Genomic DNA, 24513 nt, shown 5'->3' on the forward strand with positions numbered 1-24513 from the left:
TGCGGGCGGCCGTCTGCACTGTTTTTGAAAGGTTTGAACCATGCGTGTTCTGATTGCTGAACAGGATCACCCGCTCTACGCCCAACTGCTTCGCGAAGCCGCGCCGGACCTTGAGGTGCTGACCAGCGGCGACTCGGCCGAACTGTCGCGCCTGGCCGCCGATTGCCCGGTGTGGCTGGGGCAGCCGGACCTGCTGGCAACGCTGTTGCGCCAGGGCCATCACCCGCAATGGTTGCAATCGACCTGGGCCGGCATTACACCGCTGCTGGCCGAAGGCCTGCCGCGTGATTATCGCCTGACCCGCGCGGTCGGCATCTTTGGCCAGGTCATGGCCGAATTCGTCCTGACCTACATGCTCGGTCACGAGCGTGAAGTGCTGGCCCGGCTGGTCAGCCAGGTCGAGCGCAAGTGGGACAACCGCATGGGCCAGAGCCTGGCGGGGCGCAAGGTGCTGGTGGTGGGTACCGGCGATATTGGCCAGAGTGTGGCGCAGTTTCTGCTGCCGTTTGGCGTGAAGCTGTACGGCATTGCCAGCACCGCTCGCGAGCAGGCGCCATTTATCGAAGTTGCCGGGCTCGACCAATTGGGCCGGCTGGTGGGCGAGGTGGATTATGTGGTCAACCTGCTGCCCAACACGCCGGAAACCCACGATCTGTACGACGCCGCGCTGTTCAAGCAATTCAAGCCGACCGGGTTGTTTATCAACGTCGGGCGCGGCGTGGCGGTGGTCGATGCCGACTTGGTCGAGGCGCTGAAAGAAGGGCACCTGGCCGGTGCGGTGATCGACGTATGCCGCCAGGAGCCGCTGCCGCAGCGTCACCCGTTCTGGACCGCGTGGGGCTTGCTGTTGACAGGGCACAGCTCGGCGCCGACCTCGCCGTCGATGATGGTGGAGCTGTTCGTGCAGAACGTGCGTGCGTACCAGGCCAAGCAAGCGCTGCGCGGCGAAGTGGATTTCGCACGCGGCTACTGAACCACCGCAGTACAGAGTGTGGGAGGGGGCTTGCCCCCGATAGCAGTGTGTCAGTCAATGCATAAGTTGGCTGATCCACCGCAATCGGGGGCAAGCCCCCTCCCACATGGGTTCTGCGCATAACTTCAGAGAGTGAAGTCGCCTTCCGAGACCAGCTCGCTCAGCGGCTTGCGCGGGCTCGGCACCTCGCGGCCCTGCAGGTACTCCGGCAGGGTCGACTTGTCGCCCAGCTTGCCGATGGCCACGGCGGCATGCAGTGCATAACCTTGCGGAATCTTCAGCTCTTTGCGGGTCAGTTCCTGATCGAAGCCGGCCATGCCGTGGGTGTGCCAGCCGCTCAGGCTCGCTTGCAGCGCCAGGTGGCCCCACGCCGAGCCGGTGTCGAAGGTGTGCCACAGGGCAGGGGTTTCTTCCGTGGCGCCGGGGGCGATGAAGTCGGTTTTCGAGGCGATGATCACCAGCGCCGACGCATGCTGCGCCCAGCCCCGATTGAACTCGTTCAGCAGGCCCAGAAAACGCTCCCAATCCGGCGTATCGCGACGGGCGTAGAGAAAGCGCCACGGCTGCGAGTTGTAAGCCGAAGGTGCCCAGCGCGCAGCTTCGAAGAAGCTCAGCAAGGTGTCCCGGGAGATGTTCTCGCCGGTAAAGGCGCGAGGCGACCAGCGGTCGGTGAACTGGGTATGGATCGGATAGTCGGCAACACGTGTCATAAGCAGTTCCTGATCGTCAATTCGGCGCACAAAGCTACTGCGCCGCCACTAGGCTGACAAGTGTTGTTACACCGCCAGTCGTAAGCGCTTGGCCCCGGAAGCCTTGGGCACTAGACTGGCGGCCTTTTCACCTACCGATACTGATGCAGAGCCATGGCCGCCAAAGTCGAACCTTTCTGGATACGCAAAACCCTCGAACACCTCGACCAGGAGGAATGGGAGTCGTTGTGCGACGGTTGTGGCCTGTGCTGCCTGCAAAAGCTTGAGGATGAAGACGACAACAGCGTCTATTACACACGCATCGCCTGCAAACTGCTGGATTTGAAAACCTGCCAGTGCACCGACTATCCCAATCGTCGCGCGTCGGTGCCGGACTGTATCCAGCTCACGCCGGGGCAGGCCGACCAGTTCAAATGGCTGCCGCCCACCTGCGGCTACCGTCTGGTCAGCGAGCGCAAGGATTTGCCACTGTGGCACCACCTGGTCTGCGGCGACCGCGATGCCGTGCACCACGAACGCATTTCCCAGTCCGGGCGCATGCTCAGTGAAGGCAGCGTGCCAGAGGACGACTGGGAGGATTACCTGATCTTCCGTGCGGGTTGAACAAGGAGTGGGTATGAGAGTGGGATGCAAGCTGGCGACCTGTGCCCTGTTGGTAGGGCTAAGCATGCCGGCATGGAGCGCCAGGAAAGTCGACCTGGATTACCACGTCAAACTCCTGCCCCAGAGCGATCAGGCCGAAGTGCGCGTGAGCCTGTCCCAGGGTTCTGCGGTGCGCAGCCTGGATTTTGACCTAGGCCGCGACGGCGACTACAGCGACTTCAAGGCCGATGGGCAATGGAAGGTCAGTGGTCATCGTGGTCATTGGCAACCCAGCGCCGACAAGGCCAGCCTGAGCTACCGCGTACGCCTGACCCACGCGCACAAGCCGGGCCTCTATGAGGCGCGGATGACCCCGGGCTGGGCGCTGTTTCGTGGCGATGACCTGGTGCCCACCGCACGGCTGGACCAGCAGGACGGCGTCGAGCTGGTCTCGCGCCTGATGTTCGAACTGCCGCCGGGTTGGAAAAGCATCGAGACCGCCTGGCCGCGTATCGGCAAGAACCGATTCCGCATCGACAACGTGTCCCGCCTGTTCGACCGCCCCACCGGCTGGATGCTCGCGGGCAACCTGGGCAGCCGCCGCATGCGCCTGGGGGAAACCGATGTTACCGTGACCTCGCCCAAGGGCCAGGGCATGCGACGCATGGATGTGCTGACGCTGCTGACCTTCGTCTGGCCGCAAGTGGAAGCCGCCTTCCCGCGCCACCCGGCTAAATTGCTGGTAGTGGGCGCCAGCGATCCAATGCGCCGTGGCGCATTTGCCGCGCGTGACTCGATCTACCTCAACAGCCGCACGCCGCTGGTCAGCGAAGACGGCAGCAGCCCGTTGATCCGCGAAGTGGTACAGGCCATCGCCCGCTTCAATGACCACGACACCAGTGACTGGATCAGCGAAGGCCTGGCCGAGTATTACGCCATCGAGCTGGTACGCCGCGCCGGAGGGATCACCGATGAGCGGTATCAGGCGATACAGGCGCGCTTGGCCAGGGAGGGCAAGGACGTGACCAGCCTGCGCGGGGACCACGTCAGCGGCGCCACGCTGTCACGGGCGGTGGTGGTGTTGCAGGAACTGGACCGGGAAATCCGCGTGAAAACCCACAACAAGCGCTCGCTGGATGACCTGGCTCAAGCGGTGATGCGTGACGACAGCATCACGACAACAGCGTTTGTGCAGTTGGCCGAGAACATCATCGGCGAGTCATCGGTGGTACTCGACAGCAAGTTGCTACGCTGAGCCCCAGGCCCTGCACAAAGCAAAATGTGGGAGGGGGCTTGCTCCCGATAGCGGTGGGTCAGCTGGAAATAGGCTGACTGACACTCTGCTATCGGGGGCAAGCCCCCTCCCACATTTTTGGATCAGCCTGTGGTTTTAACGGCCTTCTCAGCCGCCACTTCGGCCTTGGTCTTCAGGTTTTTCAGTTCCGCGCCGGCCTGCTCGATCTTCGTGCGCACGCTGTTCATTTCCTGGCGACCGTGCTCCAGCTTGTCCTTCATCGAGCAGTGCCCGGTGAAACCACGGACCAGCGCCATGCCGCCGATTGCCACTTGAATCAGTCCGAAAAGCCCGCCACGACGCAGGCCTTTGCCGGCCATTATCGCCCCACCGGCCACCGAGCCGATGCGTTCCCAGCCGTGCACATTCTGTGTGCGTAAGGCTGCAGGCTGCTGATGTTCGATGATAGGTCGCAGGTTTTGGCTGTCGCTCATGATCCGTCTCCAACAAAGGGGCAAGTGTAAGTAGCTGACTGTTCCCCAGCGCCGGATGTTCCCGGTATTTTCAGTATTTGGGGCCCGAGCGGGTGTTGTTGCCCTTGGCCAGGCGGTCGTAGAGCACCACGTTGACGGTGGCGGCGAGGTTCATGCAGCCGGTGGTCGGAATGTAGACCACGTCTTCGCACCAGTCGCGGATCTCTTTATCCAGCGAGCCGTCTTCCGGGCCGAAGATATACAGCGCGCGGTCGGGATGCGTGTACTCGGGCAGCGGACGGGCGCCTTCCACCAGCTCCACCGCGACGGGGATGCAGCCCAGGGGCAGGATTTTCTTCAGGTCATCAATGCCGATCAGCGGAATATCGTGATGAACCTTCTTGGTGTCGGTGATGAAATCCCGCGCGCGCTCGTAACGCACCCCGGTGTAGAACACCGAAGCCACGCCGTAGCAGCCGGCGGCGCGCATCACCGAACCGACGTTTTCAGGGGATTTGGGGTTGTACAGACCGATGCAGCTGTAGCGTTTATTGCCCACGGGGAAAGGTGCCTTGGAGAAAAACCGCGATTATACGGCCTTGGGGCATCGTGGTGCTGGGGCGATCGCTATCGGGAGCAAGCCCCCTCCCACATTTGACTGTGTTCACAATCATAATGTGGGAGGGGGCTTGCCCCCGATGAGGCCAGAACAGGCAACAAAATCCTCAGTCGTCCTTCTTCATCAACCCCGCCAACGCCGCAAACGGGTTGTGCGTGGCCTTGGCAATCGTCGGGCTGCTGGTGGAGCCTTCACCGAAATACTGCTGGTCGGTATAGCGCGAGTGCTCGTTGTCATGGCAGTACAGGCAGAGCAGCTCCCAGTTGGAACCGTCCTGGGGGTTGTCGTCATGATTGTGGTTGCGATGATGCACGGTCAGTTCGCTCAGGCGCTTGCCGGCGAATTCACGGGCGCAGCGGCCGCACACGTGGGGGTACATTTTCAGGGCTTTGTCGCGGTAGCCCATTTCCCGGTCGCGCTGGGCATCGGCGAGAATGCGGTCCAGCTTGGCGGTGTGAGAGGGCGGGTTGGTCGAGCTCATCATGGCTCCTGGCTATTGGGTGGTCACGGACAGGTTGATTCTAGCTAATCACAGCGCAATTAGCCCTTGAGCTTTTCCGCAATCCAGATGGTGTGCCGCGTGCCTTTGTTGCCATGGGCAAACACCTGCACTTCTTCGGCCTTGAAACCGGCCTTGCGCAGTTTGTCGCTGAACAGTTTGTCGGCGCTGGCCGACCACACGGCCAGTACGCCCTTCGGGCGCAGGGCCTTGGCACACGCGGCCAGGCCACCGGCCGAATACAGCCAGCTGTTGGCCTTCTGCGTGAGGCCTTCGGGGCCGTTGTCCACATCGAGCATGATCGCATCGAACCCCTGGGGTTCGGCCTGCAGCACCTTGGCCACATCCTCCAGGCGGATCACCGTGCGCGGGTCAAGCAAGGGACGGCCGGACTTCTCGCCCAGCGGTCCACGGTTCCACTCCACCACACCCGGCACCAGTTCGGCGACAACCACTTCAGCGCTCTTGCCCAAGTGCTTGAGCGCCGAAGCCAGGGTAAACCCCATGCCCAAACCACCGATCAGCACCCGCGAGTTCGGGCGCCCGGCGACTTTACGGCAGGGAATTTCCGCCAGGGCGTCTTCGGAACCGTGCATGCGCGTGTTCATCAACTGACCACCGTCACCGCCCTGGATCTTGATGACGAAATCTTCGCCGTATTCGAACAGGCACAAGGCACCGCCGTTATCGGGGATCGGAGTGGTGTCCAGCAGAATGAAACGTTTCATGGAAATCTCATTGGGAAGGGCATTCTTGCGCGGTTGGGAGTAGCCTTGTGACATTCCGGTCAGGCCATGGAGCCATCGATGAAGTGCAGCATTCTAACGGTCATTGTGCTTGGCGCGCTCACATTGGGTGCGGCGCAGGCGCAGGAGTTGCAAACCGTGCCGGTCGCACCTGCGCCAACCCCCGGCGCGCCGGGGACGCCAACGCCCACGTTGTACCCGCAGGTCACGCCGCCCGTGGTGCCTAAAACCAACGGCTCGCCGCCCCTGGCGCCCATCGTGCTGCCGACGCCGCCAAAGGACCAGACCGTCCCAGGCTTGCAGCAGAACGACAACAAGCCGAAGACCCCAGGCGGTTAAAACTGTTGCGACAGCAGTTGCCCGTCCGCCATGCGCAAGCGCTTGGACAGGGCGATGGCAATCGCACGGATGATCTTGGCCGCCACCCTGGGCGCTTCGTTGAGCATTTTTTCCAGCGCGTCCTTGCCCAGGTTCAGCAGTACACAGTCGGTGGCCGCAACGCAGCTGGCCGAGCGCCGTTCACCGTCGAGCACGGCCATTTCGCCAAAGGCCCTACCGCTGCGCAAGGTGGCGATGGTCAGGCGTTCGCCGGTGTGGTTGGTCTTCTGCACCGCCACCTGGCCGCTGTGGAGGATGCACATGAAGGTGCCCGCATCGCCTTCCAGGAAAATCACCTCATCCTGAGCAATGCTGCTGATATTGAAATAGCCAGCGGCGATATGAAAATCTTCCGGCAGCAGCGGGTCGAACAGGCCGCAGTCCATCAGCATGTCGCGGATTTCATCGTTAAGCAGAGTGGGTTGTGACATAGCGGCAATCTTGATCCATCAATCCGGTAGGCGGTCCTGTGTTCAGACGGGACCGCCTCACACTAAGTTCTCAAATCAGTTCCAGCGCCTTGAACACGAAGGCGTATTCGAGTGCTACGTCACGTAATCCCTGGTAACGACCGCTCATGCCACCGTGCCCGGCACCCAGTTCGGTCTTGAGCAGCAGCAGGTTGTCGTCCGTCTTGGTGTCACGCAGTTTGGCCACCCACTTGGCCGCTTCCCAGTACTGCACGCGACTGTCGTTGTAGCCGGCAATCACCAGCATGTGCGGGTAGGCCTGGGCACGCACGTTTTCGTAAGGCGCATACGCCTTGATGCGCGCATAGACCTCGGGCTCCTGCGGGTTGCCCCATTCGTCGTACTCGGTGACGGTCAGCGGCAGTTCCGGGTCGAGCATTGTGTTGAGCACGTCCACAAACGGCACTTCGGCAATCGCCGCCTGGAACAGCTCCGGACGCTGGTTGAGCACGGCGCCGATCAACAGGCCGCCGGCGCTGCCGCCGCTGATCGCCAGTTGCCGGGAGGTGGTCAGGCCCTGGTCGATGAGGTGTTCGGCGCAGGCGATGAAATCGCTGAAGGTGTTCTGTTTGTGTTCCTGCTTGCCGTTGCGATACCAGGCCTCACCCAGTTCGCCGCCGCCGCGTACATGGGCGATGGCAAACGCCACGCCACGGTCCAGCAGGCTCAGCCGCGCATGGGAAAACCACGGATCCAGGCTCGAGCCATAGGCGCCGTAGCCGTACAGGTACAGCGGCGTCGGCTTGCCCAGTTGGTCACGCCTGACCACCAGGCTGATCGGCACCTGGGTGCCGTCGGCGGACGTGGCCCACAGGCGTTGGCTGACATAGTCGTCGGCATTGAACACGCCGAGGACCGGGGTTTGCTTGAGCACCTGTTGGGCACCGCTGGCCAGTTCCAGCTGGCGCACCTGGGCCGGGCGGTTCAGGGCTTCGTAGCGCAGGCGGATCTTGTCGCTGGCAAATTCCAGGCTGTTCTGTACGTAGAGGCTGTAAGCCGCGTCAGGCAATTCCACGCGGTAGGCCGGAACGCCCTGGGGGTGCACTTCGATCACCGGCAGGCCGCCAATGCGCAGGCTCAAGGTCATGGCGTTGGCATTGAGGCTGACCCCGTCAAGCATCACCTCGTCGCTGTGGGGGATCAGGTTCTGCCAGTCGGCTTCGGTGGGCACCGTGCCCGTGTCGGCGGCGACGAACAGCGCGTAGTTGATACCGTCACGGTTGCTGCGGATAAACCAGGTCCACTGGCCGTTCAACTGGCCGTGGTCGACATCGTATTCGTGGTCTTCCACCCTTGGCGCCAGGCAGGTGAAGTCCTGGTGCGGCTGGTCGGCATCCAGCGCCCAGATTTCGCTGGTGGTCTTGCTGCCCAGGGCCAGCAGCAGCTGGCGCTCGGAGCTGGAGCGGTAGCAGTGCAGGAAGAAACGTCCGTCGGGTTCGTGGAACACTTCCTGCGCCGCTGTGCCGTCCAGGCGGTAGCGATAGAGTTTGTGCGGACGGTGGGTGTCGTCCAGTTCGCCGAAGAACAGCGTGAGGCTGTCGTTGGCCCAGGTCATGCTGCCGTCGCAGTTGTCGAACACCAGTTCGCTGACCTTGTCCGTCGCCAATTCCTTCACGTACAGGGTGTAGATCTCTTCACCGCTGGTGTCGAGGCTGTAGGCCAGGCGCTGATGGTCGGGGCTGATGCTGAACGCGCCGAGGGAAAAAAAGCCGCCATTGGCCAGCACGTTCGGGTCCAGCAGCAGTTCTTCGCTGCTTTCGTCCACCTGGTTGCTGTCATCGGCCGGGCGGCGGCAGCGGTAGTGGCGCGCGTACTCGTCACCGGCGGTGGTGCGGGTGTAATACAGATACGGGCCCCAGGGGGAGGGCAGGGACAAGTCGGTTTCCAGGATACGGCCCTTGATCTCGTCGAACAGGCTCTCGCGCAGCGCCTGCTGGTCGGCGAGTTGCGCTTCTTGCCAGGCGTTTTCGGCCTTGAGGTAATCGAGGACTTCAGTGCTGTCACGTTCCTGCAGCCAGGCGTACGGGTCTGGGCCTGGGGCCTTGCGGGCAATCGGTGCGGTCGAAATAGGCATGGACAATTCTCTATCTGGCGGACGGTGGCCGGCATTGCAGCCGCGACACGCAAAAGTCGTTATCATAGCCGCCTCTTTGCCAGCCTTGCCATGGACACCATGACCGAGAACGACTATCTGACCGCTTGGGGCCTTTACGCCTTCGCCGCATTGGGCTGCCTGTTAGTGTGGTGGCGCATGACCCGCTGGATCTGGCGCTGGCTGCGCGAGCCGTTGCAGTTGCTGATGGCGGTGCTGTTGCTCAGCCCCACCATCGTCGACCCGGTCAAGACCCAGTTCGCGCCGGCCGTGGCGATCACGGCCCTGGACCTGCTGCTCAAGGTCGGCAACAACGCGTGGCGCGCCATCTCCGACCTGTTCATGTACACGATGATCGTGTTCGGGCTGTACATCGTGTTCGTGCTGATCCGCTGGCCCATCGAGCGCGCCGCCAAGGCCCGCCGCGAGCGCAAGGCTGCCATGGATGCCGCGTTGGCCGCCGAGCCGGAAGACGACGAACCGTTCCGTCGTCCGGCGCCCACTGGTGGCATGCGGGTCGAACCGCGCCTTTAACGTTGTCTGCCCTGCAGCGAGAGCCCTGGCATGTGTGAATTATTGGGCATGAGTGCCAACGTCCCCACCGATATCGTGTTCAGCTTCACCGGGCTGATGCAGCGCGGTGGGCGCACCGGCCCGCATCGCGACGGCTGGGGCATCGCCTTCTACGAAGGCCGTGGCCTGAGGCTGTTCCAGGACCCGGCCGCGAGCAGCGAGTCGGAAGTCGCGTTGCTGGTGCAGCGTTATCCCATCAAGAGCGAAGTGGTGATCGGGCACATCCGCCAGGCCAACGTCGGCAAGGTGAGCCTGGCCAATACCCACCCGTTCGTGCGCGAACTGTGGGGGCGCAACTGGTGTTTTGCGCACAACGGTCAACTGGCGGACTTCAACCCCCGCGCCACCTTCTACCGACCGGTAGGCGACACCGACAGCGAAGCGGCGTTCTGCGACCTGCTGAACCGCGTGCGCGAAGCCTTCCCGGAGCCGGTGGACATCGAGCAGATGCTGCCTGACCTGATCGCCGCCTGTGCCGAATACCGCAGCAAAGGCGTGTTCAACTGCCTGCTCAGCGATGGCGACTGGCTGTTTTGCTACTGTTCGACCAAACTGGCGCAGATTACCCGACGCGCTCCGTTTGGTCCGGCCCGCTTGAAAGATGTCGACGTGATCGTCGATTTTCAGGCCGAAACCACCCCCAATGACGTAGTAACGGTGATCGCCACCGAACCGTTGACCGACAACGAAAACTGGACCCGCTACGAGCCGGGCCAATGGAGCCTGTGGCGGCGCGGCGAATGCGTCAGCCAGGGCGTTACCGAATAAGGAATCGACCATGTTGCTCAGTTATCTGCGGTTGGTGCTGTTTGCCATTGGCTTGTTGGTCGGCGTGCAAGTGCCGGGGTTTATCAACGATTACGCCAAGCGCGTCGAAGCTCACCTGATCGAGGCCCAGACCGGCCTGCGCGGGTTTGAGTCCACCGCGCAGCAGTTCTTCAACGGTGACCTGCAAGCCCTGGTGGCGCATTACCGCGCCAGCGATGATCCGGTGTTCCAGAGCGACGCCAGCAGCCTGGGCGCGATGCTCGATCGCCAGGTGGAGTTGGACAAGCAATTCCAGGCCATGCAAGGCCCCTGGTACATCCGCGCTCTGCAAGTGGCGGTGGCCGCCGACCCGGATATCCGCCTGGAAACCTGGAATGGCTACAGCTACCAGATCCTGCTGACCCCCGAAGCCATGGGCTGGGGCCTGGGCGGGGCGATGCTGTTGTCGTTCGGCATCGAATGCCTGTATCGACTGATCGACTGGGTGGTGCTGGGCGGCCGGCGCCTGCGCCAGAGCCGGCCGATCGAAGAGCGCGACCTGAAGGGCCTCTAAACCTTCACTCAATCCAATGTAGGAGGGGGCTTGCCCCCGATAGCAGAGTGTCAGTCAGCCTATTTCCAGCTGACCCACCGCTATCGGGGGCAAGCCCCCTCCCACATGTGTATCCGGTTTATTCAGTGGCTCAGCACCATCCGCGCTTCGCCGACTTCCTCGGCGTACCTGGCCACCACCTTCTGGCACAACCCCACAATCTCCTCCACCAGTTCCACCCCGACACGCCACGACACCACCACCTGCAGGTTCGGCAGTTTCTGCGCCATCGGCAGCATCACCAGCTCTCCACGTTCCAGCTCTTCGCTGACCAGCACCGGCGGCAGCGCGCCAATGCCGAAACCATCGCGCAGCAAGCGGGTGATGGCCGATACCGAATTCACGCAGTTCATCCGCGGCGCGGCGACGCCATTGGCCTGCATCAGGCTCAGTACATCCTGGTGCGGGTGGGAGTTTTTCGAGTAGGTGATGATGCGCTCCTGAGCCAATTCGGCGAGGGACGCGTAATCGCGGTTGTAGATCGAGTGGCTGGCGACAATCCAGGCCATGGGGTGGCTGGCCAATTCCAGGCTGCGCACGGTTTCGAGGCGCAGCAGGTCGGTTTGCAGGATCAGGTCGAGAAAGCCTTTTTGCAGCTGATCGCTTAAGTTCAGTGCGGTATCGGCGACCAACTCGATTTCCACCAGCGGGTACAGGTTCATCAACTCGGCGACCAACGGGCTCAGCCACGTGTGGATCACGGTGTCCATCGCGCCGATCCGAATCCGTCCGACCTTGCTGCTGGTGGTTTCCAGGGACTGCTTCAAGCCCTGCATGGTCACCATCATCTGCTCGGCATAATCGAGCACCTTCAAGCCTTCCGGGGTCAGGCTCACGCCGCGCGAATCGCGCAGGAACAGCTTCACTCCCAACTCGCTTTCCAGCACAGCAATGCGGCTGGAAATCGAAGCCTGAGTGGTGAACAGCTTTTCGGCGGTCAGGCGGAAACTCTTGAGCTTGGCCACCCAGACGAAGGTTTCGAGGAACTTCAAATTCATGGGATCAACTTTTTCTTATGCTTGGATCGGTTTTTATTAGTTGGACGCCGCACCGGGCCAGCGCCAAAAATCGAAGCGTTCCACGATAAGCGTCGTTGGGTTTGAGGACAACATCGTTGCGAGATGTTGGTAAAAGATCCCACACTACAAAAAAACAAAGCCTACAGGAGCGACCCCGTGAGCCGCCTGCTATTGAATTGCGACATCGGCGAGAGTTTTGGCAACTGGACGATGGGTCTGGACGCCGAAGTCATGCCGTTCATCGATTGCGCCAACGTGGCCTGCGGCTTCCATGCCGGCGACCCGAGCATCATGCGCAAGACCGTCAGCCTGGCGCTCAAGCACGGCGTGAAAATAGGCGCACACCCGGCCTACCAGGACCTTCAGGGGTTCGGCCGGCGCTCCATGAATTACACACCCCAGGAAATCCAGGACCTGCTGCACTACCAGATCGGTGCGCTGGACGGGATCTGCCGGGCACAAGGTGGCCGCGTCAGTTACGTGAAACCCCACGGTGCGATGTACAACGACATGATGGCCAACCCCGCACAACTGCGCGCGGTGATCCAGGCCGTGGCCGCCTACGGCGATCTGCCCCTGATGGTGCTGGCCATGCGCGACAACAGCGCGGCCCAGGCCTTGGCTGACGAATTCGGCGTGAGCCTGTGGTTCGAAGCCTTTGCCGACCGCGCCTATGACAGCAGGGGCCACCTGGTTTCGCGCCAGTTGCCGGGCGCGGTGCACCACGATGCCGAGACCATCGTCAACCAGGCGGTGACCCTCTCACGTGGCGAGGCGCTGACCGCCAGCGACGGCAGCGCGCTGGTGCTGCAAGCCAACACCTTGTGCGTGCACGGTGATAACGCCAGCTCGGTGGCCGCGGTGCAGCGTATCCACCAGGCGTTGAAGCCAGCATGAAGCTACGGATTGAAGTGGTGGCCATCGACTGCCTGATGGTGCGGCTGTTCGATGAGATTGCCGAAGCCAACATGCCGTGGATGCTTGCCGCCACCCAGCGTCTGCGCAGCGGGTTTGGCAGTGCCTTGGTCGACCTGGTGCCGTCCTACACTACCCTGATGGTGCATTACGACCTCGCCGCGCTCGACCCGGCCCAGGCACGGGCACTGATCGACCTGGCCCTGACTGATCTGCAGCCCCAGGCCTCGGGCGCTGGCCGCTGCCATGTACTGCCGGTGTGGTACGACCTGAGCGTCGGCCCGGAACTGAGCTTGCTCTCACAACGCAGCGGGCTGGCGGTGGCTGAAGTGATTCGTCGACACAGCACCCATACCTATCAAGTGTTCGCCCTCGGCTTCGCCCCCGGTTTCGCCTTTATGGGGCTGGTGGACGAAAGCCTCGCCACGCCGCGCCTGAGCACGCCGCGTAAGCGCGTCGCGGCCGGCAGCGTGGGGATTGCCGAGCGGCAAACCGCCGCCTATCCGGTGGTGTCCCCCGGTGGCTGGAACCTGATCGGACGCACCCCAGCCAAACTGTTTGACCGCGAGCGTGACGGTTACAGCCTGATGCAGCCGGGCGACACGGTGCGCTTCGAGGCGGTTGGCCACGCAGAGTTCGTCAACCTGGGTGGCGATGACACGCCTTTGGAGGCGCAGGCATGAGCCGCTTGATGATCGAGGCCAGCACGCCGCTGTGCCTGTTGCAGGATGCCGGGCGTTTCGGCGTGCGCCACCTGGGCGTGACCCAGGGCGGTGCGTTGGACTGGGTGTCGATGTCGTGGGCCAATTGGCTGTTGGGCAACGCGCTGGATGCGCCGGTGGTGGAAATCACCCTGGGCGGCTTTACCGTACAGGCGCAGGAGTACTGCCTGCTGGCCCTGGCCGGTGCCGACCTTGGCGCCTTTATCGACGAACGTGCAATCAGCCCTGGGCGCAGTTTTATCCTGCAAAGAGGCCAGCGCTTGCGCTTTACCCAGCCGTTCAAGGGCGCGCGGGCTTACCTGGCGGCGCCGGGCGGGTTCGATGCGCCCGATGTGCTGGGCAGTTGCGCGACGGTGGTGCGCGAAGAACTGGGCGGCGTGGACGGTTTGGGCAAGGCGTTGGCCGAAGGCGGGCGCCTGGCCTATTCCGGCACTGGTGGGGCGATGAAAGTGCTGACTCACCCGGATCTGCCATCCGCTGCCCCACTGGACGTGATCGTCGGCGCACAGATCGGCCAGTTCAGCGGCCAGAGCCTGTTCGATGCCTTCAATACCGACTGGGCCCTCGACAGCCGCGCCGACCGCATGGGCATGCGCCTGCTGGGCACGCCGTTGCAGTATCAGGGGCCGTCGTTGATTTCCGAAGGCATCCCTCTGGGCGCGGTCCAAGTCCCGCCGGATGGGCAGCCGATTGTGTTGCTCAATGATCGGCAGACCATTGGTGGATACCCAAGGTTGGGGGCGCTGACGCCATTGGCGCTGGCAAGGCTGGCGCAGTGCCTGCCGGGGGAGAAGGTGCGCTTGGCACCGGTGGTGCAGGAAACGGCGCATCGACAGCACGTCGAGTACTTGCGCCGGTTCAACTAAACACCACAGTCCAAAGTGTGGGAGGGGGCTTGCTCCCGATGGCGGTGTGTCAGTCAACTGATCAGTGACTGGACTATGGCTATCGGGGGCAAGCCCCCTCCCACAGGGGATCTCCTACAGGGCTTGGATTTTCATTCACTTGGACAGAAAGCGCATGCCTTCTTCCAAACCGCGCAACGTCAGCGGATACATCTGGTCTTCCACCAACTCCCGCACGATTCCCGTCGATGCCGTGTACCCCCAGGTGTCCTTGGGATAGGGGTTTATCCAGATCAGCTTCTTGTACTTGGCCATGAAGCGCTGCATCCACACGTAACCAGGCTCCTCGTTCCAGTGCTCGACGCTGCCGCCGGCCTGGGTGATCTCGTAGGGCGCCATGGACGCGTCGCCAATGAAGATCACCTTGTAGTCAGCGCCGTACTTGTGCAGCAGGTCCTGGGTGGAGGTGCGTTCCGAGGTGCGGCGCTGGTTGTTCTTCCAGACCGACTCGTACACGAAGTTATGGAAGTAGAAGTACTCCACGTGCTTGAACTCGGTCTTGCACGCGGAGAACAGCTCTTCGCAGATCTTCACATGGGCGTCCATCGAGCCGCCGATATCGAACAGCAGCAACAGCTTGATGGTGTTGCGCCGCTCCGGGCGCATCTGGATATTCAGCAGCCCGGCGTCGCGCGCGGTGTGGTCGATGGTGCCATCGATGTCCAGCTCTTCGGCCGCGCCCTGGCGGGCAAACTTGCGCAGGCGGCGCAGGGCGATCTTGATGTTGCGCGTGCCGAGTTCCACCTGATCGTCGAGGTTCTTGTACTCGCGCTGGTCCCATACCTTCACCGCCTTGCCCTGGCGCTTGCCGGCATCGCCGACGCGAATGCCTTCCGGGTTGTAGCCGCCGGAGCCGAAGGGGCTGGTGCCGCCGGTGCCGATCCACTTGTTGCCGCCGGCGTCGCGTTCCTTCTGTTCTTCCAGGCGTTTCTTGAATTCCTCAATCAGTTTGTCGAGGCCGCCGAGGGACTGGATCTGCGCGCGTTCTTCATCGCTCAGCGAACGTTCGAATTCCTTGCGCAGCCACTCTTCGGGGATCAGCGCCTGCAGGTGATCGTCGAGTTTTTCCAGGCCATTGAAGTAGGCGCCGAAAGCCCGGTCGAACTTGTCGAAATGCCGTTCATCCTTGACCAGGATCGCCCGCGCCAAGTAGTAGAACTCGTCCATATCGGCGAAGGTTACGCGCTGTTTCAGCGCGTTGATCAGGTCGAGCAGCTCGCGCACCGACACCGGCACCTTGGCGGCCCGCATTTCGTTGAACAGGTTGAGCAGCATCAGCGATTACCGCGACGGCTCATGAACGCCAGACGCTCCAGCAATTGTACGTCCTGCTCGTTCTTCACCAGGGCGCCGGCCAGCGGCGGGATGGCTTTGGTCGGGTCGCGTTCGCGCAGCACGGCTTCGCCGATATTGTCGGCCATCAGCAGCTTGAGCCAGTCCACCAGTTCGGAGGTGGAAGGCTTCTTCTTCAGGCCCGGGACCTTGCGCACATCGAAGAACACGTCCAGCGCTTCGCTGACCAGGTCTTTCTTGATGTCGGGGTAGTGCACATCGACGATTTTCTGCAGGGTCGTGCGGTCGGGGAAGGCGATGTAGTGGAAGAAGCAGCGACGCAGGAATGCGTCCGGCAGCTCTTTCTCGTTGTTGGACGTAATGATGATGATCGGGCGTTTTTTGGCCTTGATGGTCTCGTCGATCTCGTAGACGTAGAACTCCATCTTGTCGAGTTCCTGCAACAGGTCGTTGGGGAATTCGATGTCGGCCTTGTCGATTTCGTCGATCAACAGAATCACCCGCTCATCGGACTCGAAGGCTTCCCAGAGCTTGCCCTTCTTCAGGTAATTGCGCACGTCGTGCACTTTGTCCACCCCCAACTGCGAGTCGCGCAGGCGGCTGACCGCGTCATACTCGTAGAGACCCTGATGGGCCTTGGTGGTGGACTTGATGTGCCAGGTGATCAATTTGGCGCCAAAGGACTCGGCCAGTTGCTCGGCGAGCATGGTCTTGCCGGTACCCGGTTCGCCCTTGACCAACAGCGGCCGCTCCAGGGTGATGGCGGCGTTGACGGCCAGTTTCAGGTCATCGGTAGCCACATAGGCCTGGGTGCCTTCGAACTTCATCGGTCATTCCTCGAATTCATCAATGCCCGACTATACCGCGCAGCCCCGGCGACTGTGAACGCAGACGGGTTATTCAGTCTCTGAATGGCCGGTCACTTCAATCTTCTAGTCAATGGGGAAATGTGGGAGGGGGCTTGCCCCCGATAGCAGTGTGTCAGGTTTATAGCTGTACCTGATGCACCGCCATCGGGGGCAAGCCCCCTCCCACAGTTTTAATCGGCGCTGGGCTTGGGTTGTTCATAGCGCGCATTGAACGCCTGGATAAACCCGTTGCGCAGAATCGCGATCACTGCGGAAAACGCGCTGACATTTTGCTGATGCACGCTTCCGCTCAGCTCCACGCGGGTGGCGAACTGGTTTTTGCGCTGGTTCTTCAACACCGTCTCGCTGGCGCCGACCACGGCCTCCCAGATCGAGCGGAAGATGTTCTTGTCTTTGTTTTCCACGTCCTGCTGCCAGTCGAATACCTCGACATCACGCAGCAGCGGCTTGATATAGCCGGTCAGTTGGCCTTTTTCCGCCTGGGCTTCGACCACCACGTCGCCGGTTCCGGCCTTGAAGTCGAATTTGCCATAGGCCGAAGCAAAGTCATTCATGCGCTTGAGTTGCAGGTCGCGGGCGCGAAAGCGCAGTTCAAACTCTTCGAAATCGCTCAGCGGGTCAAAGGTGGCGTTGGCTTCCAGCGGCGCCTGGCCTTGCAACAATGCCTTGCCTTCAAAGCGCGCGTCACGCTTGCCTTCCACGTCCACCACGTTGGTCAGGTTGTAGAAGCTGGCGTTGACCCCGGTGGCGTTGATGTTGACCTTGGGTGTGGAGTTGAAATTATGAAAGGCGATCTTGCCGTCTTCGATGCGCACCTCGTTGAGGGTGATCGGCAGCAGCTTGCTCAGTTGTTCCTGCCAGTCGGTGCCTTTACCGGTCTGGGATGCCTGCTTGTTGGCGCCACCGTCGACAAAATTGACCTCTGGCCGCACGAAATGCCCCTCGGCCACCACCGCATGGTCGTACCACAGTGAATGCCAGCTCACCGCGAACTCGATCAGCGGAGCCTTGACGAACGGCACCGGCACCTTGCCGTCCACCTTGACGATCTGCAGGCCGTTGATCCGGTAGGCGCCGCGCCATAAAGCCAGGTCCACGTCGGCAATTTCGCCACGGTAATCGCCCATGTCGGCGAGCTTTTCATTCAGGTAGTTGCGCACCAGGTAAGGCAGCGCGATGTTCACGGCAACCAGGACCAGCACCAGCCCGGCGACGGTCCAGAGCGGCCAACTGTAGCGACGTTTCATGGGGCAGTTCTCCTTGCTCGTAGGAGATGGACTGCTGTAGGAGGCGCAACGTTCCTCCGACTGGACGCCTAGTGGCACGAGGCATACCCTTGGGGCCTTTCCGACATTGCCCAATAGGACCCGTCATGAGCCGCATCTTTGCAGACAACGCGCACTCCATCGGTAATACGCCCCTGGTGCAGATCAACCGCATCGCACCGCGCGGGGTCACCATCCTGGCCAAGATCGAGGGGCGTAATCCAGGCTACTCGGTGAAGTGCCGCATTGGCGCCAACATGATCTGGGACGCGGAAAGCAGCGGCAAACTCAAGCCGGGCATGACCATTGTCGAACCTACTTCCGGCAATACCGGCATCGGCCTGGCGTTCGTGGCGGCGGCGCGCGGTTACAAGCTGCTGCTGACGATGCCTGCGTCCATGAGCATCGAGCGCCGTAAGGTGCTCAAGGCCCTGGGTGCCGAGCTGGTGCTGACCGAACCGGCCAAAGGCATGAAAGGCGCGATTGAAAAGGCGGCTGACATTGTCGCCGGCGACCCCGGCACCTATTTCATGCCGGCGCAGTTTGAAAACCCGGCAAACCCTGTCATCCACGAGAAAACCACCGGCCCGGAAATCTGGAACGACACCGATGGCGCCGTGGACGTGCTGGTAGCGGGCGTGGGCACCGGCGGCACCATCACCGGGGTGTCGCGTTATATCAAACACACGGCGGGCAAGCCGATCCTGTCGGTGGCGGTGGAGCCGCTCGTGTCGCCGGTGATCACCCAGGCGCTGGCCGGCGACGAAATCAAGCCCAGCCCGCACAAGATTCAGGGCATTGGCGCCGGTTTCGTGCCGAAAAACCTCGACCTGTCGATAGTCGATCGCGTGGAACTGGTTACCGACGAAGAATCCAAGGCCATGGCTCGGCGCTTGATGCAGGAAGAAGGCATTTTGTGCGGCATCTCCTGCGGCGCCGCGATGGCCGTGGCGGTGCGCCTGGCCGAAAAACCGGAAATGCTAGGCAAGACCATCGTGGTGATCCTGCCGGACTCGGGGGAGCGCTACCTGTCGAGCATGCTGTTCAGCGATTTGTTCACCGAGCAGGAAAACCAGGCTTGAGCCTCTGTAGGCGCGAGCTTGCTCGCGAAGATCGCCAACGTTAACGCGGGTTTGCTGGCTTAGCGCGGCGCTCTCGGGTTTTTCGCGAGCAAGCTCGCTCCTACAGCAGCAGGGCGACGGCGGGTTGATTCAGGTCAGGCGGTTTGCCGAGGCCTTCTGCATAATGACCCAAATGTTTATCATGACCGGCTGTTACGTCTGCTGTTGGCCAGGCGCTTATTTCCAGGAGTTGCTGCATGACCTTTTCTTTGGCCGCCAAACTGTCGGTGTTGCTGCTGTTTATCGGCAGCACGCTGTATGTGCACCTGCGCGGCAAGGCCCGTTTGCCGATGTTGCGCCAGTTCGTCAACCATTCGGCGCTGTTCGCCCCCTATAACGCCTTGATGTACCTGTTTTCCGCGGTGCCGTCCAAGCCCTACCTGGACCGCAGCAAGTTCCCGGAACTGGATGTGCTCAAGGACAATTGGGAAGTGATCCGCGAAGAGGCCATGCACCTGTTCGACGAGGGCTACATCCGCGCCGCCGAAAAGAACAACGATGCCGGTTTCGGCTCGTTCTTCAAGAAGGGCTGGAAGCGCTTCTACCTCAAGTGGTACGACAAACCCCTGCCATCGGCCGAGGCCCTGTGCCCGAAAACCGTGGCGCTGGTCAGCAGTATCCCCAACGTCAAGGGCGCGATGTTCGCGCTGTTGCCGGGCGGCAGCCACTTGAACCCGCACCGCGACCCGTTCGCCGGCTCCCTGCGCTATCACCTGGGCCTGTCCACGCCGAACTCCGACGACTGCCGCATCTTCGTCGACGGCCAGGTCTACGCCTGGCGCGACGGTGAAGACGTGATGTTCGACGAAACCTATGTGCACTGGGTGAAAAACGAAACGGATAAAACCCGCGTGATCCTGTTCTGCGACATCGAACGCCCGCTGAGCAACCGCGTGATGACCCGCGTCAACCGTTGGGTCAGCAAGCAGCTGGGGCGTGCGACCGCGCCGCAGAACCTGGACGACGAACGCGTGGGTGGGATCAACCAGGCGTATGCCTGGAGCAAGACCTTCAGCGACAAGTTCAGCGGCCAGGTCAAACAATGGAAGCGCAAGCACCCCAAGGCCTACCGCATCGCGCGCCCGGTGTTGGCGGTGGTTGTGCTGGTACTACTGTGGAAGTGGCTGTTCGGCTGATCTGAAATCTGGAATGCCATCAATGTGGGAGGGGGCTTGCCCCCGATAGCGGTGGATCAGTCAGCTTATCTTCAGCTGACCCACTGCCATCGGGGGCAAGCCCCCTCCCACATTTGATCTCCAGTGTGGCTTAAGAGGCGATCAACTGGCGCAGCACGTAGTGCAGGATGCCGCCTGATTTGAAGTATTCCACTTCATTGAGGGTATCGATCCGGCACAGCACCTCGACTTTCTCGCTGCTGCCATCTTCCCGGGTAATCACCAGCGTCAGGTTCATCCGCGGTTCGATCTCGGCACCCGTCAGGCCGAGGATATCGACCTTTTCCTTGCCGGTGAGCTTGAGCGACTTGCGGTTCTGGTCCAGCTTGAACTGCAACGGCAGCACGCCCATGCCCACCAGGTTGGAGCGGTGGATGCGCTCGAAGCTTTCGGCGATCACCGCCTTGACCCCCAGCAGGTTGGTGCCCTTGGCCGCCCAGTCGCGGCTTGAACCGGTGCCGTATTCCTGGCCTGCGATCACCACCAGCGGTGTGCCTGACGCCTGATACTTCATCGCCGCATCGTAGATCGCCATCTTCTCGCCGGTCGGGATATACAGCGTGTTACCGCCTTCTTCGCCGCCGAGCATTTCGTTGCGGATACGGATGTTGGCGAAGGTGCCGCGCATCATCACTTCATGGTTGCCCCGGCGCGAGCCGTAGGAGTTGAAGTCCCGTGGGTCCACGCCTTGCTCGCGCAGGTAACGGCCGGCGGGGCTGTCGGTCTTGATGTTGCCGGCGGGGGAGATGTGGTCGGTGGTCACCGAGTCGCCGAGCAGGGCCAGCACGTTGGCGCCCCTGACGTCCTGGATCACCGGCAGCGGGCCGCCAATGTCGTCGAAGAACGGCGGGTGCTGGATGTAAGTGGAATCCTTCTGCCATACGTAGGTTGCCGCCTGCGGCACTTCGATCGCTTGCCACTGTTCGTCGCCGGCAAACACCTCGGCGTATTCCTTGTGGAACATGCCGGTGCTGACCTGGGCCACCGCGTCGGCAATCTCCTGGCTGCTGGGCCAGATGTCCTTGAGGTACACCGGGTTGCCGTGGGGGTCGTTGCCCAGTGGCTCGCTGCTGATGTCGATCCGCACCGTACCGGCCAGGGCGTAGGCCACCACCAGGGGCGGCGAGGCCAGCCAGTTGGTTTTCACCAGCGGGTGCACGCGGCCTTCGAAGTTGCGGTTACCCGACAACACCGAGGCGACGGTGAGGTCGGCTTTCTGGATGGCTTTTTCAATCGGCTCGGGCAGCGGCCCTGAGTTGCCGATGCAGGTGGTGCAGCCGTAGCCCACCAGGTCGAAGCCGAGCTTGTCCAGGTACTGGGTGAGGCCGGCGGCCTTGTAATAGTCGGTGACCACTTTCGAGCCCGGCGCCAGGGAGCTCTTGACCCATGGCTTGCGCGTCAGGCCTTTTTCCACCGCCTTCTTGGCCACCAGCCCGGCGGCCATCATCACGCTGGGGTTGGAGGTGTTGGTGCAGGAAGTAATGGCGGCGATGACCACCGCGCCGTTCTTCAGTCGATAGGTGTTGCCTTCGTATTCGTAGTCGGCTTCGCCCACCAGGTCGGCATTGCCTACGGCGACGCCGCCACCGCCTTCGCTTTCCAGGCGACCTTCTTCCTTGTTGGTGGGTTTGAACTGCAGGTCGAGGAAATCACTGAACGCCTGGCCCACGTTGGGCAGGGCGACACGGTCCTGCGGGCGTTTGGGTCCGGCGAGGCTGGCTTCGACGCTGCCCATGTCCAGCGCCAGGGTGTCGGTGAAAATCGGCTCCTGGCCGGCGTTGCGCCACAGGCCCTGGGCCTTGGTGTAGGCCTCGACCAGCTTGACGGTCTCCGCCGGGCGCCCCGACAGGCGCAGGTAGTCCAGCGTCACCTCGTCGACCGGGAAAAAGCCGCAGGTCGCGCCGTATTCAGGCGCCATGTTGGCGATGGTGGCGCGGTCGGCCAAAGGCAAGTCGGCCAGGCCGTCGCCATAGAACTCGACGAATTTACCCACCACGCCTTTTTTGCGCAGCATCTGGGTGACGGTCAGCACCAGGTCGGTGGCGGTGATGCCTTCCTGCAACTTGCCTGTGAGCTTGAAACCGATCACTTCCGGGATCAGCATCGACACCGGTTGGCCGAGCATCGCCGCTTCCGCTTCGATCCCGCCCACGCCCCAGCCCAGTACGCCGAGGCCGTTGATCATGGTGGTGTGGGAGTCGGTGCCCACCAGGGTATCGGGGAACGCGTAGGTGCGGCCGTCTTCGTCCTTGGTCCACACGGTGCGGCCCAGGTATTCGAGGTTGACCTGGTGACAGATGCCGGTGCCCGGCGGCACGACGCTGAAGTTGTCAAAGGCGCTCTGGCCCCAACGCAGGAAGGCGTAGCGTTCGCCGTTGCGCTGCATTTCGATGTCGACGTTCTGTTCAAAGGCGTCGGCGTTGCCGAACTTGTCGACCATCACCGAGTGGTCGATCACCAGGTCCACCGGCGACAGCGGGTTGATGCGCTGCGGATCGCCGCCGGCCTTGGCCACGGCGGCGCGCATGGCGGCCAGGTCAACCACGGCGGGCACGCCGGTGAAGTCCTGCATCAGCACGCGGGCAGGGCGGTACTGGATCTCACGGTCGGACTGGCGTTGCTTGAGCCAGGCGGCGATGGCCTTCAGGTCAGTGCCGGTGACGGTCTTGGCGTCTTCCCAGCGCAGCAGGTTTTCCAGCAGCACTTTGAGCGACATCGGCAGCTTGTCCAGGTCACCCAGGCTCTTGGCGGCTTCGGGCAGGCTGAAATAGTGGTAGGTCTTGCTGTCTATTTGCAGGGTTTTAAGGGTTCTCAGGCTATCAAGGGATGACATTACACGACTCCTTTTGATCCGCACGGCCACGGACCTGACGGGACGAACAGAGCGTTCAACTTAGCGCGGTTTTGATTAGCAGGCTAATAACTGGACTCTATGGTTAAGTCCAAGGTTCCGAACTCGGCTATCATGCGCGCGTTTTCATGACAGGTATTGCGATAGAGCAGTCCAGTTGCCAGGAGATTCAATTGAACACCCTTTTTATGCACTGCCGTCCGGGTTTTGAAGGCGAAGTCTGTTCCGAGATCGCGGAACACGCCGCGCGCCTGAACGTTTCCGGCTACGCCAAGGCCAAGACCGGCAGCGCTTGCGCCGAATTCGTCTGCACTGAAGAAGACGGTGCGCAACGCCTGATGCACGGCCAGCGCTTCGCCGAGCTGATTTTTCCTCGGCAGTGGGCGCGCGGGGTGTTCATCGACCTGCCGGAAACCGACCGCATCAGCGTGATCCTCGCCCACCTGAGCCAATTCCCGGTGTGCGGCAGCTTGTGGCTGGAGATGGTTGACACCAACGACGGCAAGGAACTGTCGAACTTCTGCAAGAAATTCGAAGTGCACCTGCGCAAAGCCTTGCTGAACGCCGGCAAGCTGGTGGACGATCCGAGCAAGCCGCGCCTGCTGCTGACGTTCAAGAGCGGCCGCGAAGTGTTCATGGGCCTGGCTGAGTCGAACAACTCGGCGATGTGGCCGATGGGGATCCCGCGGTTGAAGTTCCCGCGTGAGGCGCCAAGCCGTTCGACCCTGAAGCTGGAAGAGGCCTGGCACCATTTCATTCCCCGCGAGCAATGGGACGAGCGCCTGCACGGCGACATGACCGGTGTCGACCTGGGGGCCGCACCCGGTGGCTGGACCTGGCAGCTGGTCAACCGTGGCATGCTGGTGACCGCCATCGACAACGGCCCCATGGCCGAAAGCCTGATGGACACCGGCCTGGTGCAGCACTTGATGGCCGACGGCTTCACCTTCGTGCCCAAGCAGCCGGTGGACTGGATGGTGTGCGACATCGTCGAGAAACCCGCGCGCAATGCGGCGTTGCTGGAAACCTGGATCGGTGAGGGCCATTGCCGCGAAGCGGTCGTCAACCTCAAACTGCCGATGAAGCAGCGTTATGCCGAAGTGAAGCGTTTGCTCGAACGCATCGAAGATGGCTTCAAGGCCCGCGGCATCCGTGTGGAGATCGGCTGCAAGCAGCTGTATCACGACCGCGAAGAAGTGACGTGCCACCTGCGTCGCCTCGTGGACGTCAAGAAACCCAAGAGACACTGATATCCAATGTGGGAGCTGGCTTGCCTGCGATAGCGGTATAACTGTCGAAATGTATGTTGAATGTGCCCCCGCCATCGGGGGCAAGCCCCCTCCCACACGGAGTCGGGTTCGTTTAGGAGTGAAGTATGAGTCTTGAATTGCCCGTCGATGGCACCCTCGACGCCACCGGCCTCAATTGCCCGGAGCCGGTGATGATGCTGCACCAGCACATCCGTGACCTGCCTGCGGGCGGGCTGCTCAAGGTGATCGCGACCGACCCGTCGACCCGTCGCGATATCCCCAAGTTCTGCGTGTTCCTTGATCACGAACTGGTCGGTCAACAGGAAGACGCCGGCACGTACCTTTACTGGATCCGCAAGAAAGCCGACTGACCGCCGACCCCTTGTAGGAGCGAGCTTGCTCGCGAAAAACGCTAACGA

The 24513-nt window shown here is 62.0% G+C and carries 27 protein-coding genes; 14 read left to right on the forward strand and 13 right to left on the reverse strand.

Annotated features, from left to right (window positions below):
- Positions 1-40: 40 nt before the first annotated feature.
- Complete coding sequence (locus tag SC318_RS07505) at positions 41-973, forward strand: D-2-hydroxyacid dehydrogenase (RefSeq protein WP_320430249.1); 933 nt, start codon at positions 41-43, stop codon at positions 971-973.
- Between the two features lie 125 nt (positions 974-1098).
- On the opposite strand, the gene SC318_RS07510 is transcribed toward SC318_RS07505, so the two are convergent.
- The gene (locus SC318_RS07510; RefSeq protein WP_320430250.1) at positions 1099-1683 is read right to left on the reverse strand and encodes a nitroreductase family protein; all 585 of its coding nucleotides are present in this window, start codon (positions 1681-1683) and stop codon (positions 1099-1101) included.
- Between the two features lie 153 nt (positions 1684-1836).
- Between SC318_RS07510 and SC318_RS07515 the strand changes: the two genes are divergently transcribed.
- On the forward strand, positions 1837-2286 hold the full coding sequence (locus SC318_RS07515) for a YcgN family cysteine cluster protein (RefSeq protein WP_003172524.1): 450 nt from the start codon (positions 1837-1839) through the stop codon (positions 2284-2286).
- Between the two features lie 13 nt (positions 2287-2299).
- A complete protein-coding gene (locus SC318_RS07520) occupies positions 2300-3520 on the forward strand; it encodes a hypothetical protein (RefSeq protein ID WP_320430251.1) in 1221 nt (406 codons plus the stop codon).
- Positions 3521-3642: 122 nt separating this feature from the next.
- Here the strand turns inward: SC318_RS07520 and SC318_RS07525 are convergent, their stop codons facing one another.
- The 4 genes from SC318_RS07525 to SC318_RS07540 form a co-directional block, all read right to left on the reverse strand.
- The gene (locus SC318_RS07525; protein WP_320430252.1) at positions 3643-3993 is read right to left on the reverse strand and encodes a YgaP family membrane protein; all 351 of its coding nucleotides are present in this window, start codon (positions 3991-3993) and stop codon (positions 3643-3645) included.
- A gap of 70 nt (positions 3994-4063) precedes the next feature.
- Complete coding sequence (locus SC318_RS07530) at positions 4064-4531, reverse strand: RNA methyltransferase (protein ID WP_003189607.1); 468 nt, start codon at positions 4529-4531, stop codon at positions 4064-4066.
- A 166-nt stretch (positions 4532-4697) separates the two neighbouring features.
- Entirely contained in the window at positions 4698-5072 is a 375-nt protein-coding gene (locus SC318_RS07535; protein WP_003210675.1) for a YajD family HNH nuclease, read from the reverse strand.
- Between the two features lie 59 nt (positions 5073-5131).
- A complete protein-coding gene (locus SC318_RS07540) occupies positions 5132-5818 on the reverse strand; it encodes a spermidine synthase (RefSeq protein ID WP_320430253.1) in 687 nt (228 codons plus the stop codon).
- A 78-nt stretch (positions 5819-5896) separates the two neighbouring features.
- Between SC318_RS07540 and SC318_RS07545 the strand changes: the two genes are divergently transcribed.
- Positions 5897-6175, forward strand: a complete 279-nt coding sequence (locus tag SC318_RS07545; RefSeq protein ID WP_320430254.1) for a hypothetical protein — start codon at positions 5897-5899, stop codon at positions 6173-6175.
- Here SC318_RS07545 and SC318_RS07550 read toward each other — a convergent pair.
- Together SC318_RS07550 and SC318_RS07555 are read right to left on the reverse strand one after the other, a co-directional pair.
- On the reverse strand, positions 6172-6645 hold the full coding sequence (locus SC318_RS07550) for a cyclic nucleotide-binding domain-containing protein (protein WP_306492066.1): 474 nt from the start codon (positions 6643-6645) through the stop codon (positions 6172-6174). The genes SC318_RS07545 and SC318_RS07550 overlap by 4 nt on opposite strands.
- A gap of 70 nt (positions 6646-6715) precedes the next feature.
- Complete coding sequence (locus tag SC318_RS07555) at positions 6716-8758, reverse strand: S9 family peptidase (protein ID WP_320430255.1); 2043 nt, start codon at positions 8756-8758, stop codon at positions 6716-6718.
- A 24-nt stretch (positions 8759-8782) separates the two neighbouring features.
- Between SC318_RS07555 and SC318_RS07560 the strand changes: the two genes are divergently transcribed.
- Genes SC318_RS07560 through SC318_RS07570 form a run of 3 tightly spaced genes read left to right on the forward strand, consistent with a single transcriptional unit; the run spans position 8783 to position 10670 of the window.
- A complete protein-coding gene (locus SC318_RS07560; protein ID WP_320430256.1) occupies positions 8783-9310 on the forward strand; it encodes an MFS transporter in 528 nt (175 codons plus the stop codon).
- A gap of 30 nt (positions 9311-9340) precedes the next feature.
- Positions 9341-10117, forward strand: a complete 777-nt coding sequence (locus SC318_RS07565; protein ID WP_122542814.1) for a class II glutamine amidotransferase — start codon at positions 9341-9343, stop codon at positions 10115-10117.
- A 10-nt stretch (positions 10118-10127) separates the two neighbouring features.
- Positions 10128-10670: a DUF2937 family protein gene (locus tag SC318_RS07570; RefSeq protein ID WP_124385631.1), complete on the forward strand. Its 543-nt coding sequence runs from the start codon at positions 10128-10130 to the stop codon at positions 10668-10670.
- 122 nt (positions 10671-10792) lie between these two features.
- On the opposite strand, the gene SC318_RS07575 is transcribed toward SC318_RS07570, so the two are convergent.
- Positions 10793-11707: a LysR family transcriptional regulator gene (locus tag SC318_RS07575; RefSeq protein WP_320430257.1), complete on the reverse strand. Its 915-nt coding sequence runs from the start codon at positions 11705-11707 to the stop codon at positions 10793-10795.
- Positions 11708-11884: 177 nt separating this feature from the next.
- Here SC318_RS07575 and SC318_RS07580 point away from each other — a divergent pair, with 177 nt between their 5' ends.
- The 3 genes from SC318_RS07580 to SC318_RS07590 are packed head-to-tail and all read left to right on the forward strand — an operon-like array spanning position 11885 to position 14231.
- On the forward strand, positions 11885-12625 hold the full coding sequence (locus SC318_RS07580; protein ID WP_320430258.1) for a 5-oxoprolinase subunit PxpA: 741 nt from the start codon (positions 11885-11887) through the stop codon (positions 12623-12625).
- On the forward strand, positions 12622-13326 hold the full coding sequence (pxpB, locus tag SC318_RS07585) for a 5-oxoprolinase subunit PxpB (protein ID WP_320430259.1): 705 nt from the start codon (positions 12622-12624) through the stop codon (positions 13324-13326). Before SC318_RS07580 ends, pxpB begins: the two co-directional genes overlap by 4 nt.
- Positions 13323-14231, forward strand: coding sequence for a 5-oxoprolinase subunit C family protein (locus SC318_RS07590; protein WP_320430260.1), 909 nt, complete (start codon positions 13323-13325; stop codon positions 14229-14231). Before pxpB ends, SC318_RS07590 begins: the two co-directional genes overlap by 4 nt.
- 135 nt (positions 14232-14366) lie before the next feature.
- Here SC318_RS07590 and SC318_RS07595 read toward each other — a convergent pair whose 3' ends face one another.
- The 3 genes from SC318_RS07595 to SC318_RS07605 form a co-directional block, all read right to left on the reverse strand.
- On the reverse strand, positions 14367-15545 hold the full coding sequence (locus tag SC318_RS07595) for a vWA domain-containing protein (protein ID WP_320430261.1): 1179 nt from the start codon (positions 15543-15545) through the stop codon (positions 14367-14369).
- Entirely contained in the window at positions 15545-16390 is an 846-nt protein-coding gene (locus SC318_RS07600; RefSeq protein WP_034112447.1) for an AAA family ATPase, read from the reverse strand. Before SC318_RS07600 ends, SC318_RS07595 begins: the two co-directional genes overlap by 1 nt.
- A 212-nt stretch (positions 16391-16602) precedes the next feature.
- Positions 16603-17679 carry a DUF748 domain-containing protein gene (locus SC318_RS07605; protein WP_320430262.1) on the reverse strand — a complete coding sequence of 359 codons (1077 nt, stop codon included), beginning with the start codon at positions 17677-17679 and terminating at the stop codon, positions 16603-16605.
- A gap of 125 nt (positions 17680-17804) precedes the next feature.
- On the opposite strand from SC318_RS07605, the gene cysK reads away from it, so the two are divergent.
- Positions 17805-18779: a cysteine synthase A gene (cysK, locus tag SC318_RS07610; RefSeq protein ID WP_320430263.1), complete on the forward strand. Its 975-nt coding sequence runs from the start codon at positions 17805-17807 to the stop codon at positions 18777-18779.
- Between the two features lie 100 nt (positions 18780-18879).
- Here cysK and SC318_RS07615 read toward each other — a convergent pair whose 3' ends face one another.
- Positions 18880-19017, reverse strand: a complete 138-nt coding sequence (locus SC318_RS07615; protein ID WP_320430264.1) for a hypothetical protein — start codon at positions 19015-19017, stop codon at positions 18880-18882.
- Here SC318_RS07615 and SC318_RS07620 point away from each other — a divergent pair.
- Complete coding sequence (locus SC318_RS07620) at positions 19016-19954, forward strand: aspartyl/asparaginyl beta-hydroxylase domain-containing protein (protein ID WP_306492077.1); 939 nt, start codon at positions 19016-19018, stop codon at positions 19952-19954. The genes SC318_RS07615 and SC318_RS07620 overlap by 2 nt on opposite strands.
- 130 nt (positions 19955-20084) lie before the next feature.
- Here SC318_RS07620 and acnA read toward each other — a convergent pair whose 3' ends face one another.
- A complete protein-coding gene (gene acnA / locus SC318_RS07625) occupies positions 20085-22826 on the reverse strand; it encodes an aconitate hydratase AcnA (protein ID WP_320430265.1) in 2742 nt (913 codons plus the stop codon).
- A gap of 191 nt (positions 22827-23017) precedes the next feature.
- Here acnA and rlmM point away from each other — a divergent pair, with 191 nt between their 5' ends.
- Both rlmM and tusA read left to right on the forward strand, forming a co-directional pair.
- Entirely contained in the window at positions 23018-24094 is a 1077-nt protein-coding gene (gene rlmM / locus SC318_RS07630; protein ID WP_320430266.1) for a 23S rRNA (cytidine(2498)-2'-O)-methyltransferase RlmM, read from the forward strand.
- A 125-nt stretch (positions 24095-24219) separates the two neighbouring features.
- The gene (tusA, locus tag SC318_RS07635; protein ID WP_044272896.1) at positions 24220-24465 is read left to right on the forward strand and encodes a sulfurtransferase TusA; all 246 of its coding nucleotides are present in this window, start codon (positions 24220-24222) and stop codon (positions 24463-24465) included.
- Positions 24466-24513: the final 48 nt, after the last annotated feature.

Source organism: Pseudomonas sp. MUP55 (assembly GCF_034043515.1).
GTDB lineage: Bacteria > Pseudomonadota > Gammaproteobacteria > Pseudomonadales > Pseudomonadaceae > Aquipseudomonas.